Source organism: Streptomyces sp. NPDC044984 (assembly GCF_040646935.1).
Classification (GTDB): domain Bacteria; phylum Actinomycetota; class Actinomycetes; order Streptomycetales; family Streptomycetaceae; genus Streptomyces.
In genome coordinates this window covers 1-16,131 of the sequence record NZ_JBEZBE010000070.1, presented here as the reverse complement: position 1 = coordinate 16,131, position 16,131 = coordinate 1, and the positions used below count along the sequence as shown (strand labels likewise).

Below are 16,131 nucleotides of genomic sequence, written 5' to 3'. Positions count from 1 at the left end.
GTTGGCGGCGCAGGACCGTGTTCTCGTGCCGCGGCACGAACAGTTCGGCTTCCTTCGCGGTGTCGCGGCGCAGCGGTATGCCGGGGACGGCCGGCAGCTCCCGGGTCACCCCGTACAGCAGCGAGACGATCACCACGACAGCATCCCAGCTGCTACCGACGCTCCAGGACATGGGTACGCACGTGCAGCGACGACTTTCCGAGCGGTACACGGCATCGGAGTGCGGGCAGGGGAAGGGGACGGAACTCATCGAAGCCTCTGGCTCACCGGTTCGTGCTCCTCGCGGGCCGGTGGGCCCCGACGCGGGCGCGTCGGGGCCCACCGGGTGGGTGCGGACGGTGACGACGGTGGCTGTTGCCGTCCTCGCCTGTCGTCGCGTCACGGTGGAAGTGCCGTCAGCCGAGGCCCTCGGCAGGTCACAACCTGCCGAGGGCCTCGGCCAGCGCGGTCGCGGTGGCCGCGATCACTTTGTCGTCGTGCGGGGTGTCATCGAGGGTACGGTTGGTGAACACTGCCAGCACGATCGGCGCGTTCGATCCGGGCGGCCAGACGATCGCCAAGTCGTTGGCGGTGCCGTGGTTGCTCGCGCCGCCGGTGCCGGTCTTGTTGCCGACCGCCCAGTCTGGGGGAATGCCTGCCTTGATCCGGTCGGCGCCGGTGAGGCTCGCCTTCAGCCATCCGACCAGCCGGGCCCGGTCTCGAGTGTGGAGGATCGAGCCGGTGGTGAGCTCGGCGAAAGTCCGTGCGGCGGCCGCGGGAGTAGTGGTGTCGCGCTTCTCCCCGGGCTGCCACTCGGTCAGCCGGGGTTCCGGCCGGTCCAGGCGACTCACCCGGTCGCCGATGGTACGAAAGAAGTCGGTCAGCCCGCGCGGCCCGCCGATCCGCTCCAGCAGCATGTTGCCCGCGAAACCGTCGGACTTGGTGATCCCGGCACGGCACAGCTGGGCCGGGGTCATGCCCGTGTCGGTGTACTCGGTGGTTTCGGGGGAGTTCCCGGTCAGGCCAGTCATGTCAGAAGGCTTCCAGCGCACGACTTCGTCCATCAGCCCCGGCCTGCTGGTGCGTGCTTCGTGTAGCACTGCCGCGCAGGCGAACACCTTGAACATGGAGTTGAAGGGAAAGCGCTCGTCGGCCCGGTAGCCAACCGTGCGGCCGGTCCCCAGGTCGATGCCCACCGCACCGATCCGCCCTGCATAGGATTCCTCGAGTTCCCGCAGCGTCCTGCGCAGTTCCGGCCCGGAACCGGATGAGGAGGTGCTGCCCGTCCGGGCGGCAGCGACGCTCGTGGAGCCCTCTTCGCCGGTAACGGCACCGGCCGCATAGGCGAGGCCGCCCAGCAGTGCGGAAGCGGTCACGGCCGTGATGGCTAATCGCAGTCGGAGAAACTGTGTCATGCCGGTAAGAAGATCAGACGCCGTTCGCGCGCGTCCAGGAGAAAGCGTGCCGACACGCTCGGCACCGGTACGCGATCCCGGCGATCGGTGTTGTCACGTTGTTGGGTGCGTGACTGTCCGATGGCGCAATAAGGCGTGGTGGGCTCGCGGTCAGGACCTGTGTTCAGGCCGTGGTGGGCGGGTTGGTAGCGCTGGTTACCTGGTCCGCCTGGCTGAGATGCGGGAGGTGGCTGGGGAGATCGGGAGGGTGCCGAGACCCTTTACCGGCAGGCCGCCGACCACAGCGTGAGCCGCGGCCCTCAGCAGCCTTCAGGTGCTCGGCTGCTTCTGCCGTTGGAGCCGGGCTCAAAGAACACCGGGACGATGATGCGGGCGGTCTTCGTGGTGCCGCCGTGGTTAAACCGTGCGATTTCTCTCAGGACGATCCCTCTCGCGTGCCCTGCTCTACCCTTCCGGTCGCCAGAGGCAAGGAACCGGGAGATAGGCATGGAGGGGGCGACGGTGCGGCGCTGTGCAGGTCGCGTGCTGGCGTTGAAGCCCGGCTCCGGGCACGGCCATGAGTGCTTCGGTGAGCATGTGCCAATCCTTCGAGTCCGGGAAGCCGACGCCTCAGGCGGCGCTAACCTCGATCTTGCATGACGGTCCGTCGACGGAGTCGGTGGACCGTTTCGCTTTCGGTGGCTGATGGCGGGCATTCCGAGGGCCCGAGTGCCGCCTCGGGTGGGCGCCGGGTTCCACTACTCCGGGCTGAGTCCTCTTCTCATAGGGACAGGCGAATTCGCTGGTCAGCCGGGGTTGGGCAGGAGTGCGAGCCGTTCAAGGGCGCCGGTGATCTCATGGCTCCAGGGCCAGTGGCTGGCAAGGCGGAGGATGCGGCGCCGGCCGGTGGTGACGAGCTGGCCGGCCGCGGAGAACAGGCGGAATCGCAGCCGGCGGGGCTCGAAGAGCCGGGCCGGGCCGGTCAGGGCGAGCATGGGCATCCAGGCCAGCAGGTCGAGCGCGATCTGGACGATCTCCAGCCAGATCTTGTTCTGGGCGGTGTGGTGCAGGGGCAGGTTGCGCAGTCCGGTCGCGCGGGCGGCCCGGATGCGGTCTTCGGCCCGGGCCCGCAGGCGGTGGCGGAGCTCGAGCTCGGCGATCGGCCGGTGGGGGGTGTTGGTGGCGAAGCAGGTGATCCGCATGCCGTCCGCGTCGGTGATCCTCAACTGGGCACCGGGATGCGGTCGTTCCTTGCGGACGATCAGCCGCATGCCCTTCGGCCAGCCCGCGAGCAGGTCGCCGGTGAGTTCGGCGACCCAGGCGCCGTCGCGGACCTCTCCGTCCGTTTCGATGGCCGGGGTCCAGGCCGGTGCCGGGATCTTGAGGACATGGCTGTGGATGGTCTCGGTGATCACCATGCCGACCGAGTAGGACAGCCAGCGTCCGCGCTTCGCGAGCCAGGACACGAAGTCGTGGGTACCGCCGGCGGAATCACAGCGGATGAGGGTCTGCCGCCCGCGCCGGTACTTCTTCGGCAGCTGGGCCAGGGCGAGGCGGGCGGTGGTGATGTGGTCGGCGGCCGTGTTCGAGCCCGCGTTCCCCGGTCTGAGCAGGGTGGCGACCGGCTCTCCGGTTCCGCCCGGGCCGTGGTCGACGAAGGCCGTCAGGGGGTGATGACCGTAAGTCTTCCTCCAGGTCGCGGCCGCGTCCTGTTTGTCGGAGTGCGCGATCACCAGGACGCCGTCGAGGTCGACCGTGACCTGTCCGTCGGCGTCCGGGGCATTCTCTCCGGCCAACGACCAGACCCGCTGCCGGACTTCGGACCGTGCGGACCGGATGGCCTGCAAAGCCTTCTCGCCGGAGGAGGCGAGGGTGCCGATCAGGCGGGAGACGGTCGGGTCGGAAGCGACCGGGCCGAAGAGGGCCGGCTCGCACTGCAGCATCGCGATGTCCGCGAGGCAGTCCCCGCCCAGTGCGACCGCCAGGGCGACGTCCAGGAGGATCTTGCCCGGGTCGTGGACGGCCCGCGGTTTGCGCCACGGCGCCAGCACCTGCGATATCGCTTGATCCAGACCGGTCTTGCGGACCGTTTCGACCAGCAGAACCGACCCGGCCTGCGAGACCACGGCTCGGCCATCATCCTGGACACGGACACGGGGGTAGGACCCGGTAGGCTGCTTCACCTGGAAAGTGCCTCCGACAGGAGCGGGAACAAGGACCTCAGCAATCCTCATTCTCGCTGGTCAGAGGCACTTTTCGCTTACCTGGCCGCCTGTCGGACGGTCCGCCTCATGAAAGCGCGAGGTTAGGCCGCTCGAAGGCCGACATGCTCGAGGTCCTGGACCAGGAGAAGGGCCTGGCCCTGGCCGAGACCCTCACCGAGGCCGGCGAACGCCTCGCCGCCGGCGAGAAGGTCAGCGGCCCGGCCGCCGACCGCTACCGCGCCGCGGCCGCCGAGTTCACCGACCGCTACGCTGGCACCTACCTGGGACGACGCGAACTGCGCACGCTGGTCGCCAACCCCCGCTTTCAGGTCTACGAGGACCCGAAAGCGTTCCTGACCTGCAACCACGACGCGTTCACCGCGCTGTGCAACCCGGATTGCGACCGGGCGGGCGACGGCGGCCGCAACACCTCCGACCACTTCCGCTGCCACCCGGCGTGCGCGAACATCAGCCGCACCGACAGCCAGATCACCGCCCTACGCACCGAGGTCGCCCGGACCGACGCGGACGCCGACGCCGGCCTCGACCCCTACCCCATCGCGGCCCGCGAACAGCAGCGCAAGGCCCACCTCACCGCCATCATCCGCCGCCACGACGCCCAGCAGCCGGCCGGCACCGACGTCGAGGAGCGACGATGACCACCTCCGTCGCGACCGTCCCCGGCCAGCGCGACGGCGCGGCGCTGGCCCAGCTCGTCGGCGAGGCCCTGACCCACACCCAGGCCCACGCCGCCACCGAGGACGCCGCGGAGATCAGAGCCATCACCGACGCCATGGTCCGTCTGCTGATCGGCGCCCCGCTGCACTCCGACGGCAAACTGACCGTCGTCTCCCTGGCCACCGAGCCGGACTGCGCCGCAACAAGCTCACCCACAAGCACACCGGTCTCAAGGACCTGTTCTACGCCCTGCTCAAGGCCCGCACCCCCATCCCCGACGTGCTGCCCGACACAGCGCGGGCCCGCGCCGCCAAGCAACAGAAGGACCTGGCCCGCGTCCGCGCCGAACGCGACGACCTGCGTACCCAGCTGCAGCTCATGGCGCGGGTCGTCCAGGTCCTGGAGATCGAGAACCACCAGCTCGAGGAGACCCGCAGCCAGCTGGAGGCCCAGCTGGCCAGCCACACGGCCGTCGCCGACTTCAGCCGGCGCCGACGCTGAAACCGGATCCACTGGGACGCCCGGCGCGCGCCGCGTGCGCACGGTCCACCCCGGCGGCGCTCTTGGAGAACCCGGTGGTGGTCAGTCGACACCCTGCTCCGCTGGCGAGGCGGTGTTCTGGGGGGCGGCCCAGGAGGCGAGCAGCCGCAGGCCCTCCTCGGAGGCCGAACCGGGCTCGGCGGTGTAGATGGTGAGGGTGAGACCCGGGGCGGCGGCCATCTCCAGGCCCTCGTAGGCGAGGGTGAGGTCGCCGACGGTGTGGTGGTGGAAGCGTTTGGTGCCGGTGCCGTGGTGGCGGACGTTGTGGGCGCCCCAGCGGGTGCGGAAGTCGTCGCTGCGGGTGGACAGCTCACCGACGAGGTCGTGCAGGCCCTTGTCGTGGGGGCTGCGGCCGGCTTCGGTGCGCAAGATGGCCACGGCGATGTCAGCGGCCTGCTCCCAGTCGGGGTAGAAACGGCGCGAGGCGGGGTCGAGGAACTGGAAACGGGCCAGGTTCGCCTGGTTGCTGAGGTTGGCGTACACGTCGGTGTAGAAGGCGCGGGCGAGCTCGTTGGCGGCGAGCAGGTCCATGCGGCCGTTGCGTACGAAGGCGGGGCCGGCGGTGACGGCGTCCAGGACCCACTGCAGGCTCCGGTGCGCCTTCCACTGCGCGGTGCGGCGCCGGGGGCGGGTGAGGGCGTCGGAGCCGTCGGCGGCGTGGGCGAGGTTGAGCAGGTGAGCGCGCTCGGCGTCGTCGAGCTGGAGCGCACGGGCGACGGCTTCGAGGACGGCCGGGGAGACGCCGGCGAGGTTGCCGCGCTCCAGCTTGGCGTAGTACTCCACGCTCACATCGGCGAGCGCGGCGACCTCGCTGCGGCGCAGGCCCGGCACCCGTCGGCGGCTCCCGGAGGGCAGGCCGGCCTGCTCGGGAGTGATCTTGGCTCGCCGCGAGGTCAGGAACTCGCGGACCTCTGCTTGGTTGTCCACGCCTTCGACGGTACGTCCCGCCCGCGTCCATAGGGATGTACTGGCGGTACACCCCTTGATGGTGTCTCGCTCCCCGCGCGAAGAGCGGGTTACCTGGATGACGTGGCGCTTTTCACCCGGTCGTCACGACGGGATCTTGCACCTGGCCCTGCACTCGGCGACGGCCCCGGCCTTCGGGATCGCCCGCCCCCGGCACGCGAAGGAAGCTCTCTCATGCGCGGCGCAGTCATCCACGCCCCCCGTGACGTCCGCTTCGAGTCCCTCGAGGACCCGAAGCTGCTCCACCCCACCGACGCGATCATCCGCACGGCCGTCACCTGCGTGTGCGGCTCCGACCTGTGGCCCTACCGCGGCGCCGAGCCGATCGGCGACCCGCACCCGATGGGCCACGAGTACGTCGGCTTCGTCGAGGAGGTCGGCTCCGAGGTCACCGCGGTGAAGCCGGGCCAGTTCGTCGTCGGCTCCTTCGCCACCTCCGACAACACCTGCCCGAACTGTCGGAACGGCTTCCAGTCCAACTGCCTGCACCGCGAGTTCATGTCCACCTGCCAGGCCGACTACGTCTGCATCCCCAACGCCCAGGGCACCCTCGTCGCCACCGACGAGATCCCCGGCGAGGAGCTGTGGCCCGGCCTGCTGGCCGTCTCCGACGTCATGGGCACCGGCTGGTGGGCCGCCGACGCCGCCGAGGTGAAGCCGGGCTCGACCGCCGTGGTCGTCGGCGACGGCGCGGTGGGCCTGTGCGCGGTGATCGCGGCGAAGGAAATGGGCGCGGAGCGGATCATCGCCATGTCGCGGCACGAGTCCCGGCAGAAGCTCGCCCGGGAGTTCGGTGCCACCGACATCGTCACCGAGCGCGGCGACGAGGGCGTTGCGAAGATCAAGGAGCTGACCGGCGGCATCGGCGCCGACAGCGTCCTGGAGTGCGTCGGCACCGCCCAGGCCATGAGCCAGGCCCTGCACTCCGCCCGCCCCGGCGGCAACGTCGGCTTCGTCGGCGTCCCCCACGAGGTCGCCGTCGACGGGCAGGAGCTGTTCTTCTCCCACGTCGGCCTGCGCGGCGGCCCCGCCCCTGTACGCCGCTACCTGCCCGACCTCATCGACCGCGTCCTCACCCACCGGATCGACCCGGGCAAGGTCTTCGACCTCACCCTTCCCCTGGACCAGGTCGCCGAGGGCTACAAGGCCATGGACGAGCGCCGCGCCATCAAGGCCCTCCTCAAGCCCTGATCCCCTCGCTTTGGAACAAGGAGCACCCGTGCAGATCACCCGCAGCTCGCTCGACACCGCCAAGGGCCCGGCCGACTGGTTCACCGGCGACGTCTACATCGACCCGGTCGCCGCCGCCCCCGCCCCTTCCCGGGTCACCGCCTCCCTGGTGCACTTCATGCCCGGCGCCCGCACCCACTGGCACCGCCACCCGCTGGGCCAGACCGTCTTCGTCACCGAAGGCGTCGGCCTGTGCCAGCGCCGCGGCGGCTCGGTAGAAGTCATCCGGCCCGGTGACCGCGTCCTGTTCGAGGCCGACGAGGAGCACTGGCACGGCGCCGCCCCGAACCGGCTGATGGTCCACCTGGCCATCAACGAGGGCGACGACGACCACGCCGTCGTGTACTGGCTGAACCCGGTCACCGACGACGAGTACACCGCCGCCCCGGCCACCGACTGACACTGCGGTCCGCCCGGCCCTGCGTCCGCACCGCCTCACCTGAAAGGCTCACCGTGACCACGTTCGCTCTCGTCGGCGCCGGCCCCGGACTGGGGCTGGCCGCCGCCCGCCGGTTCGGCGCCACCGGCCACCACGTCGCCCTCCTGTCCCGCAACGCCAATCACCTCGACGCCCTCGCGGGCGAACTCGACGGTGAGGGCATCCGGGCGCGCGGCTTCACCGCCGACGTCCTTGACCCCGCCTCCCTGACCGCAGCCCTGGACACGGCGGCCAAGGAGCTGGGGCCGATCGAGGTCCTCCAGTTCAGCCCGGTGCCTCGCGGCGACTTCATGAAGCCGGTCCTGGAGACGACCGCCGACGACCTGGAGGACCCGCTGGCCTTCTCCGTCAAGGGGCCGGTGACCTGTGTGCACGCCGTCCTTCCGGGGATGCGGGAACTGGGCCGGGGCACGCTGCTGTTCGTCAACGGCGGCAGTGCCGTACGCCCGAACCCCAAGGTGGCCGGCACCTCGGTCGCGTTCGCCGCCGAAAGCGCATACGCGGCCCTGCTCCACGATGCTCTCGCGCCCGAGAACATCCACGCCGCCCAGCTCATCGTCCCCGGCGCGATCCGCCCGGACGCCGAGCACTCCAGCCCCGACGCGCTCGCCGAACGCCTGTACGCCATCCACGCCGAGCGTGGCGCCTTCCGGCACTACGCCGAGCCCATGCCCACATGATCACCCCCGGGACGCCGCTCATGAATCCCGCAGCCCGTCGTGGACTGGGCCGTGCCGCTTCGGCGGCCGCCCTGCTGCTGGCCGTGAGTGCCTGCTCCAGCGGAACACAGGAGACCACCCCGGCCGCCACCCCCTCCGCCTCTACGGGGCAGCGGGAGTCGGCGGCCCCCACCTCGCCGTCCGCCTCCGGGAGGAGTACGTCCATGAACATCCGGGTCACCCTCGACGGCCGCCCCGTCGACGCCGTCCTGAACGACAGCCCCGCCGCCCGCGACTTCGCCGCGCTGCTGCCGCTCACCCTGGACCTGAAGGACTTCCACGGCACCGAGCGGGTCACCGACCTGCCGCGCAAGCTCGACACCGCCGGCGCCCCCGAACCGGTCGCGGCCACCGTAGGCGACATCGCCTACTACGCGCCCTGGGGCAACCTGGCCCTCTTCTACCAGGACGGGCCCGCTCCCTCCCCGGATTTGCTCGTCCTCGGCCACCTCGACGTCAGCGCCGACCAACTCGGCCGGGCAGCCAGCATCACCATCGAAGCCGCCTCCTGACCCCCGACCGCCTGCTCGCCGGCGCCGGCGCACCGGTGCCTCCGCGGCACTGACCCACCTCCGGGCCCTACGCCTGCGGCTCACCTCCCGAAGGGAGTACACACGTGAGCGTCACCTACGACTTTCACGACAAGACCGCCTTCGTCACCGGCGCCGCCGGCGGCATCGGCCGGGCCACCGCCCTCGCCTTCGCCCGCGCGGGCGCGCGGGTCGCCCTCGCCGACCTGTCCGGCGACGGCCTGCGCGAAACCGCCCGCCTCATCGACGCCGACGGCGGCGAAGCCCTCACCCTCACCTGCGACGTCACCAGCGAGGACGACGTCCAAGCCGCGGTCGACCAGACTGTCGAGCGCTTCGGGAGCCTGGACGCCGCCTTCAACAACGCCGGCGTCGAGCAGCCCGTCCAGCCGGCCGCCGACACCGCCAAGAACGACTGGGACCGCATCCTCGGCGTCAGCCTCACCGGAGCGTTCCTGTGTACCAGGGCGCAGGTCCGGCAGATGCTGCGGCAGGACGGCGGAGGGGCGATCGTCAACGTCTCCTCTGGAGCCGGGGTCAAGGGCTTCAAGGGGCAGGCCGCCTACGCCGCCGCCAAGCACGGGATCATCGGTTTCACCCGATCCGCCGCCCTCGACCACGCCGCACAGGGCATCCGTATCAACGCCGTCTGCCCCGGGATCATCGACACCGAGATGATCCACCGCTTCGGCGACACCCGCCCGGGGGCCGCGCAGGACTCATCGCCGACGAGCCCGTCGGTCGCCTCGGCCGGCCCGAGGAGATCGCCTCCGCCGTGCTCTGGCTGTGCTCCGCCGACGCCGCCTTCACCACCGGCACCGCCCTCGTCGTCGACGGCGGCCAGACCACCTGAACCTTCCGGCATCCCCGCCCCCAGGACCACCCCGTCGAAATCCCGTGCGAGGAACCGTCTCCATGAACCCCACCTATGACTTCATCGGCCAGGTCGCCTTCGTCACCGGCGCCTCCTCCGGCATGGGCCTGGCCACCGCCCGCGCCTTCGCCGAAGCAGGCGCCGCCGTCGGCCTCGCCGACATCGACGAGAGCGCCGTCAACGCCGCCGTGAAGGAACTCACCAACGCCGGCCACCGGGCCCTCGCCCTGGTCTGCGACGTCAGCGACGAGGACCAGGTCGCCGCCGCCGTCAACCGCACGGTGGAGACCTTCGGCCGCCTCGACATGGCCTACAACAACGCCGGCATCATGCCCCCGCCCACCGACGCAGCCGACGAGAGCGCCGCGCAATTCGACCGCGTCCAGAACACCAACCTGCGCGGCATCTGGGCGGCCATGAAGCACGAACTGCGCCACATGCGCGACCAGGGCAGCGGTGCGATCGTCAACTGCTCCTCCCTCGGCGGCCTCGTCGGCAACCCCGGCCGCGCCGCCTACCACGCCACCAAGCACGGCGTGATCGGCCTGACCAAGAGCGCCGCCCTCGAATACGGCTCCCGCGGCGTCCGCATCAACGCCGTCTGCCCCGGCACCATCGCCACCCCCATGGTCGACGCCATGGCCGCCAAGGGCGAACTGGACCGCGATCAGGCCGCGGCGGGCCAGGCCATCGACCGCCTCGGCACCGCCGACGAAATCGCCCAGGCCGTCCTGTGGCTCTCCAGCCCCGGCGCCAGCTACGTCACCGGCATCGCCCTGCCCGTCGACGGCGGCTACACCGCCCAGTAACCCCCTGCATTGCCGTCAAGCCGTCAGGCCCCCCTCGTCCAATTCCGGCGTGTCCGGGTCGCTCAGCACCCAACTCGCCACGCCTGACGCAAAAAGTGGTCTCCGCACATCGCGTCTCGGTCGCGCCCCCGCGGGCCGTTGCGCACTTCCTCCACCGACTGAAAATGAGGTTCACTCCATGGAGCGTCGCAAAGCGCTCGGACTGATCGCCGCCACCGGTGCCGCCGCCTCCTTTACGGCCGCGCCCTCCTTCGGTGCGGAGACCGGCCGCGCCACGGGCGCCGCAGGACGGGGCAGGACCGCAGCCAAGGGCGGCTACACCTTCGCGCTGGACCCGAACGTCAAGCGGACGTCGGTGCGGTTCAAGAACCGATACGGCATCGAGGTCGCCGCAGACCTTTACGTGCCGAAAAGGGGCAGGGGCAAGTTGCCCGCCCTGGTCGTCAGCGGCCCGTTCGGCGCGGTCAAGGAACAGTCCTCGGGGCTCTACGCCAACGAGTTCGCCCGCCGCGGTTACGTCACCCTCGCCTTCGACCCTTCCTTCACCGGGGAGAGCGGCGGCATGGTGCGCGACGTGGCCTCGCCCGACATCTACACCGAGGACTACAGCGCCGCCGTCGACTTCCTCGGCCTGCAAAAGATCGTCGACCGCGAGCGGATCGGCGCTCAGGCCATCTGCGGCCTGAGCGGCATGGCGCTCACCGCAGCGGCGGCAGACAGCCGCATCAAGGCCGTCGCCACCGCCTCGATGTACGACATGTCGCGGAGCATATCCCGCGGCCACCAGGACTACTACACGCGTGAGCAGCGCCAGAAGGTCGTGGACCACGTCAGCCGGCAGCGCTGGATCGACGCCGAGAACGGTACCTACGCGCGGCTCTCCCACGAGGTGCCCTTCGACGAGAACGGTAACGTCGCCCCCTCCAACCGCGTGCTGCCCAAGACCCTCCCGGCGGACGCCGACCCGGTCACGAAGATCTTCTTCGACTACTACCGCACCGAGCGCGGCTACCACCCGCGCTCGATCAACTCCACCACCGCGTGGACCGGAACCACGCCGATGTCGTTCTTCGCCTTCCCGCTGATGACGAATATCGACATGCTGGCCCCCCGCAAGGCGCTCCTGGTGGCCGGCGCCGACGCGCACTCCCGCTACTACTCCGAGGACGTCCAGGCAAAGGCCCCCGACACCGTCGGCCTCGTGATCGTCCCGGGCGCGGACCACGTCGACCTGTACGACCGCAAGGACCTCATCCCCTTCGACCGGCTCGACGAGTTCTTCACCAAGAACCTCGCCTGACCGTCATGCCCCCCGACAGGCCCGTACCGCCACTGGCCTGTCGGGGGCCCTCACGTCGGCAATGGCCTGTCGAGAGCGGTTGGGACGGGAACCTCGCGTAGCTTCCCGATGCCACCGTGGTAAGCAACGGAGCGTCTCTCCCCCGGGCACAGACTCGACCTGATCGAACGGCGCAAGCGCAACGAACCAAACGAGGATGTGTGATGTACCGGCTATCGGGGAGGCTGGTGGCCCGTCCGGGCAGCGTGCGAAGGGCCTCGGGCGGGCTCCGCCTCGTATGGTGCCTGTCCACGGACGTCGGCGGGCGACGAAAGGCTGGGCGCCCCGCTGCGCGATAGAAGCGGCGGCTGAACGCGGTGGTGTGTCTTCACCCGCGCCCCATGCCCGTCGCGGTCCGCGCCGTCTGCCGCGTTTACCGGTTGCCTTTGACGGTGTCGCGGCGCGGCCGGTTCGGCTCCCGGCCGATCTGCGCGGCGACCTGCCGGATCTCCGTCTCGCCGTAGGCGGTGCGCACCCCGGAGAAGCTGTATCCGGCGCGGCGGGCGAGGTCTTCCAGCCCGTAGGGGCGGCTGCCGTGGAACTCCCTTCCGTAGGCCAGCAGTTGGCGGATCTGGGCGTCGACGGCCTCCTTCTGTGTCTTCAGGTCCTCGAGCGCGAGCAGAAGCGGGTCGACCTGCTGGTCGTCGCTTGCGGCCTCCAGGTGGAGGGCGTCCCTCTCGCGCTGCTCGAGGATCTGCTCGCAGGCGTCGGCGTAGCAGTCCTCGGGGATGACGGTGCCCGGCTCGGGCAACGGATGGCGCAGGGCGGCCAGTTCTTCAATCGGATGCATGTTTGCGACAATCGCAAAAGATTGTGTTGAGCGCAATACTTGGGTGGGGTCGACGGGCTGACTGACGCGCTGGAGCCACATCCCGGAACGGCCCCCGTTTTGTCAGTGGCCACTCATGGGCATGCCGGGCATGGCCCGTTCCTGGACACGACTGCACGAGCACCTCGGCGTGCCGCCCGGCCCGCTCACCTTCGACATGGTCGCGAAGGCCGCAGCCGACCAGCTGGCCGAGTCCGACGATCTGGACTGGAAGGAGCACCTTCCCCAGCCGCCGCGCGAGGGACGCTGGAACGAGCTGGCCAAGGACGTCGCCGCGATGGCCAACACTCGTGGCGGCCTGATCATCTTCGGCGTACGGGACACCACGTGCGAGCTGGTCGGCATTGACCCCGGCGAAGTGAACATCGAGCAGTACGCACAGTGGATCCGCAACCACGTCCAGCCCTACCTGTCCGGCCTTACCTTCATACTCCTTCACTCGCCCGACGGTGCCCGCAGCGTCCTGGTCGTCGACGCCCCGGCCAGCCCCATGGCCCCCCACCTCGTCTACGGCACCACTGCCCGAGACAAGGACCAGCAGGCCGCCGTCGCCCCCTACCGCGACCGCGACCACACCGCCTGGATGGCCGAGCACCAACTCGAACGCGCCTACCGCGACCGCTTCACCCGCGCCGCTCACGCCGAGAACGAACTGCACCACCTGCTCACCCATGCCCAGGACACCGTCATCGCCCAACAACAAGGGCCGGCCGCCTGGTTCTTCGCCATCGCCCGCCCCGAACGCCCCCTGCCGCGCACCGCTCCCCGCCTCACCCGTCCGGGCGCGAGCATCGTCGTCACAGAAGCCCGCGCCCGCGCCGACCAGATGTTCGGCAGCCGCACGGCTCCCGGCCCCCTGGCCGCTCTGCAGATCGTCACGAACAATCCGCGCCCCGGCCTGCGCCGCTGGGTGCTGAGCACGATGCCCCAGGGCGGTGGACGAGAGACCTACGCCGAGCTCCACCACGAGGGGACCGTCGTGCTGGCCGCCAACTTGTCCTGGCAATCCCTGAGAAACAACCTCCGTGGCGACGAACCCGTCCCCTTCGGCCTGCTGGTCCACCAGGACTACGCCGGAGCGTGCTGCCGTGACCTCGGTGTTCTCGCCTCCGAACTGGCCCGCTATCTCCGGCTCGACAGCAACCTGCTGCTCAAGGCCACCATCACCGCCACCGCCTCGAAGAGCACACCGCTGGTCCCCGTCGTCATGCACCACCCGGGCTTCCTCGACATCCCCGCAGATGCCCGCCGTCCCCACACGATCCAGCCCGTCACCACCACGCTCCTGCCCACCGGTGGAGACCACACGCTCCAGGAGAGCACGCAGGAGGCGTTCGCCGACCTGATGAACCAGTTCGGCCTCGAGCCGTAGAGCAGCACCGAGCCCGCGCCCAGTCACCTCTGACAGAAAGCAGCCCCGCCGTGTTCCAGGAGACCCCCATCTACAGCCGCCTCATCACTGAACGCGGCGACGTCCCCGCCCAGGTGTGCGGCGAAGCCGACCGCATACACCGCCACCTGGCCCAGATGCTGCACCGGGCGCCCGCCTTCCAGCCGAGCGCGCCGCGGAACGTTTTCGAGCCGAAGACCCCTCCCGCCGTCTCGTAAGGGCTCAGGCCCGCAGAACAGGCCATGCTGTCCCCTCGTCGGCCCGGTGCCCGTCTGGCGCCCGAAGGCCCCTCACGCCAGCGCCCACCGAGCCCTCGACGACACCACCCCGGAAACGGTAACGGCTGTTACCATGCGGGTATGGCGAAGACACAACTGGGCGCACGCGTGGATGAGGACGTCGCGGAACTTGCGAGGAAGCGCGCCGCCGACCTGGGACTGAGCATCGGGGACTACCTAGCCCGGCTGGTGCAGGACGACGCCAGCGGCCTGCGTGCCCGCGCGGTGGACGCCGCCGCCCGCTTCCTGGCCGAACACCAGGCGATCTTCGACGAAGCCGAAGACGCCCAGCAAACGGAGACGGCTCGGGGAGCGCGCGCGGCCTGATGGATCTGCACATCGACGTTCCCTGGATCCTGCAGGTCGCCGAGGCCGCCGGGGTGAACGACCCGGCCCCCGACGACTACGGCGTCCCGGTCTCGGCGGTCGCCCGCCACCGGGCCGAACTGTTCGAGCAGCCCGTCTACGACGGCCCCTACGCCAAGGCCGCCGCCCTGGTGCACACGCTGGGCCGCTGCCGCTGGCTGGAGCGCTCCAACATGGCCGTCGCCGCCGCCACCGGCGTCATGTACCTCGAGGCCGCCGGGATCACTGTCAAACCCGCCCGCGAGGACGCCCTCGCCCTCAAGGACCTGCTCCTGGACCCGGCCTGCACCGCCGGGAAGATCGCCGCTCTGCTGCGCAGCTGGCCCACCGCCACCTGACGCCCCCAGGTGTCTGTCAGCACGAGTTCGGGTGCCCCGGGCCGTTTCCGTTACCGCAGTCCCTGGCCCCGACGGGGGCGGGGGAGGGTTCTGCTGCGGTTGCCGCGTCGGGGCCGGCGCGGCGGGCAACTGCATGATCTCGCAAGCCTCCTTCACACGCTGCGCTCCAGCACGGGCCGCGGACGGCGACCCACCGGGTCAGCCCGGGATCCGGCGGGTGAGGCGAGGTGCTCGCAGACCCCGCCGAACTCGGGCAGCGCCACCCCCAGCTACTCCTCCAGGGCGGGGAAGAACTTCTTGGCCTGGGGCGACTGGTGGGTGGTCTGCCAGGCGTAGCCGGGGCCGTCGGCCAGGGCCCGGCGCACCAGGCGACGCCCGAGACCTTGGCGGTGACGGTCGGGATCGATGGAGATCTTGTTGATGCTGCCGACGCGGCAGGTATCGCACACCACCCACACCAGACGGCCGATGTCGTACCCGCCCCGGTCGAACATCCGCAGGTTGCGGTATCCGGCCGGATGCTACGGCGGCCAGTACAAGAACCGCACGTCCCGATGCCGGGTCGTCATCAGGATCCAGCGCCACCGCAGCGGGGAGAGGGACCCGGGAACGGGAGGTGCCAACGGCTGCTCCTTTTTCAGATCGGCCCGGAGACGACGAAGCACTTCGTACCGCGCACGGCCGGGACCGCGGCCCGGATACTTCTCTGTCCACAGCACGGGCACGGCATGCCGCTGCGCCCCGGGATGTTCCCTGAACCGGCGACAACCGCGCACAGCGCCCCCGGCGGCCCATGCCCGCCTTGGCCGCCGCACTCTTCGACGGCGCCTGGACAGCACAGGCCGCCCTCCCCGCCGTCCCAAGCCGAATACTCCGCAGCCAGCGGGGCGTGACCCGGGCCCGTATGCTGCGCCAGTCCGCGAATCGCCCGCCGAAAAGGGAAACCGCCTCATCGTGTTCCAGCAGACCCCCGTCTACGACCGCCTCGTCGCCGAACGCGGCGACGTCCCCGTCCAGGTCCGCGGGGAAGCCGACCGGATACACCGCGACCTGGCCCAGGTACTGCGCCAGACGTCCACCTCCCAGCCGGATGCACCACACAGCCTTTTCGAGCCGAAGACACCTCCCCGCCCTCTTTAGACGTCGTCTCATTTGGGTTCGTAATTTTGAGGTATGACGATCGTGGAGCGGCTGGTCCCGGACGGGTTGTGGGAGTTGTTTCAGCGGGT

The 16,131-nt window shown here is 70.3% G+C and carries 18 protein-coding genes and 1 pseudogene; 14 read left to right on the top strand and 5 right to left on the bottom strand.

Annotated features, from left to right (window positions below; genetic code table 11):
- Positions 1–416: 416 nt before the first annotated feature.
- Positions 417–1,394, bottom strand: coding sequence for a class A beta-lactamase (gene bla, locus AB0A94_RS37775; protein WP_361751447.1), 978 nt, complete (start codon positions 1,392–1,394; stop codon positions 417–419).
- A gap of 785 nt (positions 1,395–2,179) precedes the next feature.
- Positions 2,180–3,556, bottom strand: a complete 1,377-nt coding sequence (locus AB0A94_RS37770) for an IS1380 family transposase (RefSeq protein ID WP_361751445.1) — start codon at positions 3,554–3,556, stop codon at positions 2,180–2,182.
- 143 nt (positions 3,557–3,699) lie between these two features.
- Between AB0A94_RS37770 and AB0A94_RS37765 the strand changes: the two genes are divergently transcribed.
- Positions 3,700–4,236, top strand: a complete 537-nt coding sequence (locus AB0A94_RS37765) for a hypothetical protein (RefSeq protein ID WP_361751443.1) — start codon at positions 3,700–3,702, stop codon at positions 4,234–4,236.
- 298 nt (positions 4,237–4,534) lie between these two features.
- Complete coding sequence (locus AB0A94_RS37760; RefSeq protein WP_361751441.1) at positions 4,535–4,756, top strand: hypothetical protein; 222 nt, start codon at positions 4,535–4,537, stop codon at positions 4,754–4,756.
- A gap of 81 nt (positions 4,757–4,837) precedes the next feature.
- Here AB0A94_RS37760 and AB0A94_RS37755 read toward each other — a convergent pair whose 3' ends face one another.
- Positions 4,838–5,722, bottom strand: coding sequence for a helix-turn-helix transcriptional regulator (locus tag AB0A94_RS37755; RefSeq protein WP_361751439.1), 885 nt, complete (start codon positions 5,720–5,722; stop codon positions 4,838–4,840).
- 213 nt (positions 5,723–5,935) lie between these two features.
- Here AB0A94_RS37755 and AB0A94_RS37750 point away from each other — a divergent pair, with 213 nt between their 5' ends.
- The 7 genes and pseudogenes from AB0A94_RS37750 to AB0A94_RS37720 all read left to right on the top strand — a co-directional run bounded on the left by AB0A94_RS37750 (position 5,936) and on the right by AB0A94_RS37720 (position 11,662).
- Positions 5,936–6,952, top strand: coding sequence for a zinc-dependent alcohol dehydrogenase family protein (locus tag AB0A94_RS37750; RefSeq protein ID WP_361751437.1), 1,017 nt, complete (start codon positions 5,936–5,938; stop codon positions 6,950–6,952).
- A gap of 28 nt (positions 6,953–6,980) precedes the next feature.
- A complete protein-coding gene (locus AB0A94_RS37745) occupies positions 6,981–7,391 on the top strand; it encodes a cupin domain-containing protein (RefSeq protein ID WP_361751435.1) in 411 nt (136 codons plus the stop codon).
- A 53-nt stretch (positions 7,392–7,444) separates the two neighbouring features.
- Positions 7,445–8,110, top strand: a complete 666-nt coding sequence (locus AB0A94_RS37740) for an SDR family NAD(P)-dependent oxidoreductase (protein WP_361751433.1) — start codon at positions 7,445–7,447, stop codon at positions 8,108–8,110.
- A gap of 20 nt (positions 8,111–8,130) precedes the next feature.
- Positions 8,131–8,661: a cyclophilin-like fold protein gene (locus tag AB0A94_RS37735; protein WP_361751431.1), complete on the top strand. Its 531-nt coding sequence runs from the start codon at positions 8,131–8,133 to the stop codon at positions 8,659–8,661.
- Between the two features lie 104 nt (positions 8,662–8,765).
- Positions 8,766–9,532, top strand: a pseudogene (locus tag AB0A94_RS37730) (glucose 1-dehydrogenase).
- Positions 9,533–9,594: 62 nt separating this feature from the next.
- The gene (locus AB0A94_RS37725; RefSeq protein WP_361751429.1) at positions 9,595–10,362 is read left to right on the top strand and encodes a glucose 1-dehydrogenase; all 768 of its coding nucleotides are present in this window, start codon (positions 9,595–9,597) and stop codon (positions 10,360–10,362) included.
- Positions 10,363–10,540: 178 nt separating this feature from the next.
- Entirely contained in the window at positions 10,541–11,662 is a 1,122-nt protein-coding gene (locus AB0A94_RS37720; RefSeq protein ID WP_361751427.1) for an alpha/beta hydrolase, read from the top strand.
- A 412-nt stretch (positions 11,663–12,074) separates the two neighbouring features.
- On the opposite strand, the gene AB0A94_RS37715 is transcribed toward AB0A94_RS37720, so the two are convergent.
- On the bottom strand, positions 12,075–12,491 hold the full coding sequence (locus tag AB0A94_RS37715; protein ID WP_217130802.1) for a hypothetical protein: 417 nt from the start codon (positions 12,489–12,491) through the stop codon (positions 12,075–12,077).
- A 130-nt stretch (positions 12,492–12,621) separates the two neighbouring features.
- Between AB0A94_RS37715 and AB0A94_RS37710 the strand changes: the two genes are divergently transcribed.
- The 4 genes from AB0A94_RS37710 to AB0A94_RS37695 all read left to right on the top strand — a co-directional run bounded on the left by AB0A94_RS37710 (position 12,622) and on the right by AB0A94_RS37695 (position 14,902).
- The gene (locus AB0A94_RS37710; protein ID WP_361751425.1) at positions 12,622–13,902 is read left to right on the top strand and encodes an ATP-binding protein; all 1,281 of its coding nucleotides are present in this window, start codon (positions 12,622–12,624) and stop codon (positions 13,900–13,902) included.
- 50 nt (positions 13,903–13,952) lie between these two features.
- Positions 13,953–14,138 carry a hypothetical protein gene (locus tag AB0A94_RS37705; protein WP_361751423.1) on the top strand — a complete coding sequence of 62 codons (186 nt, stop codon included), beginning with the start codon at positions 13,953–13,955 and terminating at the stop codon, positions 14,136–14,138.
- Positions 14,139–14,279: 141 nt separating this feature from the next.
- The gene (locus AB0A94_RS37700; RefSeq protein WP_217130798.1) at positions 14,280–14,525 is read left to right on the top strand and encodes a hypothetical protein; all 246 of its coding nucleotides are present in this window, start codon (positions 14,280–14,282) and stop codon (positions 14,523–14,525) included.
- Positions 14,525–14,902: a fic family toxin-antitoxin system, toxin component gene (locus AB0A94_RS37695; protein ID WP_361751421.1), complete on the top strand. Its 378-nt coding sequence runs from the start codon at positions 14,525–14,527 to the stop codon at positions 14,900–14,902. Before AB0A94_RS37700 ends, AB0A94_RS37695 begins: the two co-directional genes overlap by 1 nt.
- A 269-nt stretch (positions 14,903–15,171) precedes the next feature.
- On the opposite strand, the gene AB0A94_RS37690 is transcribed toward AB0A94_RS37695, so the two are convergent.
- Entirely contained in the window at positions 15,172–15,396 is a 225-nt protein-coding gene (locus tag AB0A94_RS37690) for a GNAT family N-acetyltransferase (RefSeq protein ID WP_361751419.1), read from the bottom strand.
- 460 nt (positions 15,397–15,856) lie between these two features.
- On the opposite strand from AB0A94_RS37690, the gene AB0A94_RS37685 reads away from it, so the two are divergent.
- Entirely contained in the window at positions 15,857–16,042 is a 186-nt protein-coding gene (locus AB0A94_RS37685) for a hypothetical protein (RefSeq protein WP_361751417.1), read from the top strand.
- The last annotated feature ends 89 nt before the right edge of the window (positions 16,043–16,131 follow it).